The sequence below is a fragment of the Saccharomonospora sp. CUA-673 genome, from assembly GCF_001942305.1.
Classification (GTDB): domain Bacteria; phylum Actinomycetota; class Actinomycetes; order Mycobacteriales; family Pseudonocardiaceae; genus Prauserella.
The window spans coordinates 1-2,676 of sequence record NZ_MKKE01000078.1 but is presented as its reverse complement, the minus strand read 5'-3'; the positions used below and the strand labels follow the sequence as shown (position 1 = coordinate 2,676).

At 65.0% G+C, this 2,676-nt stretch carries 3 protein-coding genes; 2 read left to right on the top strand and 1 reads right to left on the bottom strand.

Annotated elements, in window-relative coordinates; translation table 11 throughout:
* Positions 1-98: 98 nt before the first annotated feature.
* Positions 99-857: a Tn3 family transposase gene (locus tag BJF85_RS24535; RefSeq protein WP_158057147.1), complete on the bottom strand. Its 759-nt coding sequence runs from the start codon at positions 855-857 to the stop codon at positions 99-101.
* A gap of 374 nt (positions 858-1,231) precedes the next feature.
* Here BJF85_RS24535 and BJF85_RS24530 point away from each other — a divergent pair, with 374 nt between their 5' ends.
* On the top strand, positions 1,232-1,642 hold the full coding sequence (locus tag BJF85_RS24530; RefSeq protein WP_075850310.1) for a heparan-alpha-glucosaminide N-acetyltransferase domain-containing protein: 411 nt from the start codon (positions 1,232-1,234) through the stop codon (positions 1,640-1,642).
* Positions 1,643-1,868: 226 nt separating this feature from the next.
* Positions 1,869-2,306 (top strand): DUF418 domain-containing protein, encoded by a 438-nt coding sequence (locus BJF85_RS24520; RefSeq protein ID WP_075850308.1) that lies wholly within the window; start codon positions 1,869-1,871, stop codon positions 2,304-2,306.
* The last annotated feature ends 370 nt before the right edge of the window (positions 2,307-2,676 follow it).

Genomic DNA, 2,676 nt, shown 5'->3' with positions numbered 1-2,676 from the left:
CGCCTCGGCCGCTTGACCCCCATCGAATACGAAACCATCATGAGCCACACCGCCACCCCGGCGGCCTAAACCACTGTCACAGTTTCCTTCAGCAGCCCCTATTCGGTCTCGACGGGGAAGTCGTAGGTGCCGTAGGGGTTGACGTGTTCCAGCAGTGCCGGGGAGATGTGGGCGAGGAGGTCGCGGTCAATGCGTCCGCGCCGCTGTGACAGGCGCTCGAGGGCGAGTTCGAGGTAGGCGGTGTTCCAGGTGATCACGGCGTTGGTCACCAGCGACAGGCATAGGGCTTGTTCGGTTTGTTGCTCGTGGTGGCGGCGTCGCACCGTGCCTTCGTGGGCGAAGAACAGGTCCCGGCGCAGCGAGTGCAGGCTCTCGCCCTTGTTGAGCTGGCGGGTGATCCGGCGCCGGTAGGCCTCGTCAGCGAGGTACCGCAGCGCGTAGATCGTACGCTGCAGCTTGCCGTACTCGACCAGCGCTTGAGCTAGCGCCGAGCGCCGCGAAAAGGCATGCAGTTTGGATACCACCAGCGAGGCGGTGGCATGGCCGTACTTCAGGGAGGCTGCCAGCCGCAGCATCTCGTCCCACTGGCTACGGATCAGCGCGGTATCGATCGTGCCGGTCAGCAGACTGCCCGCGTTCGGGAAGCTGCTGGTGGTCTCCTTGCAGGTGCCAAGGCGATGCAGGGTGATCCCACCCAGGTCACGGATCCGGGGTGACAAGGTGAAGCCGGTCAAGGCGAACAGCGCGAACACTGTCAGGGTCTGGCCTGCGGTGTCGGTGGCGTGCTCGGTGACCGGCAGGTCGGTGGCATTGCCCAGGATCTCGTCGAGCACGGCTCCCCGGATCTGCTCGCCCACCTGTGCACCCGCTGCACCGGCGAGGGCGAGGTGCGCGACCCGGACCGCCCGGAGACGACGGTGTTCATGCCGTGCCCGGTGTGCCTGGGCGATGGGCGCCGCACTGGGTCCGGAGTGGACAATCATCCAATAGCGACTGTCCTCATCAGCCCGGATACGGGCAGTCGAGATGAGATGGTTCGGGAACGCACGTCACAGCCGATTATCGGGCATGACCACAGATACCGTCCTCAGGGAAGAACCCTGATCTTTCGCACGAGACCTCGTAAGGGGAATCAGGGGTGTTCGCGGTCTGCATCGTCGAATCCGGTGCACGCGTTCGTGCCAAGGTAGCGCGATCACCATTGTCCGATTTGACCTGCTAGCCTGCCGCCATGAGGGACAGCCAACACGCGGATTCCCACGACAGTCGGCACCTCTCGGGCGGGTCCCGCAACGCACGGATCGATGAGCTCGACGTCCTCCGTGGATTCGCGCTGTGCGGCATTCTGGTCGTCAACATCTACCAACAAGTGGTCTTCGCCGGGGCGTCCCGACCGGCAGACATGCCGTTAGGTGTGCAGTTGCTGTTCTACGAACGGTTCCTGCCGATCTTCGCCGTCCTGTTCGGAGTCGGGTTCGGCATCTTCCTCACCCGAGCGGCGACGCGCACCGACAGGCCGAGGCTGGTGCTGGCACGCCGTCTGCTGGTGCTTTCCGCGCTGGGCGCGGTGCACTTCGCATTCCACCCCGGTGAGGTACTGACCGCCTACGGCGCCCTCGGCTGGTGGTTCTGTTGCCGATAAGCTACCTACGAGGGCGTGCGGCGCTGGTCGTCGCGATTGTCCTGCTCTTCCTCGGATCCCAGCTCATCCTCGGCTACGGTCCGATACCCGGCCTGCTGGCACTCGGTTACGCCCTGGCGATGCTCGGCGCGCCCGAGGCTCTGGCCGCCCGAACGGGCCGGATAGCGTCGGGTTCGGGGTTTTCGGGTTCCTGGCAGGACTCTACGCGTACCTCGACCTGACGGGCGTGGACCTACCGTACGTCAATCTCATCGGCGGCCCGGGAGGCGGCGTGAATCTTCTTCCCGTCGCCGCGGCGATTGCCACCGCGTTCGCGTACTGCTGCGGTCTTCTCCTGTTGCTCCGCACCCCTGCCGCCGCGACGATCACCGCGGTGTTCGCACCCATGGGCAGAATGGCCTTGACCAACTACCTGACCCAGACGGCACTGTTTCTCCTGGTCAGTCCGCTGCTCGGAATAGACAGTGGCGACGACGTGACGCAGATCGTCGGCCTCACGGTCACGATCCTGATCGTGCAGGCCGTGTGGAGCACACTGTGGCTACGCTCCTTCCGGTACGGACCGGCCGAATGGCTCTGGCGGTGCCTGACGTGGTGGCAGCGCGCCCCGATTCGCCGCGCACACCAACACGCCGTGCCACCCGCTCGACGAGTCGTTTCCTGAGGACCGCCGTCAACAGACGTACTCGTCGAGCTGTAGCGCCATCTCCGAGTCGTCGCACCGTTCCAACCCAACTACACTGTTAGTACTGATTCCATCCAGCTCGGTGAGTTCTTGAAGCTCGCCGGTGTGGTCGACGCCGGTTCCGACGTACGGCAACTGTTGGGAGACGCGCGTCGGGGTCAACGGCGAGGCCGCGGACCGCGGGGACGCCAGCTTGTGCGCAGCTCGACATCGTCACCGTCGACGACATCGAGCTGCGGGTCGGATGACTCTGACTGGGCCCCGTTTGGTGGTCCAGTGGTTATGAGAGTGCGGGTTGGTTGGTGATCCACTGCTCGCGGAAGGTGGTCGGGGGTTGGCCGCCGAGCGA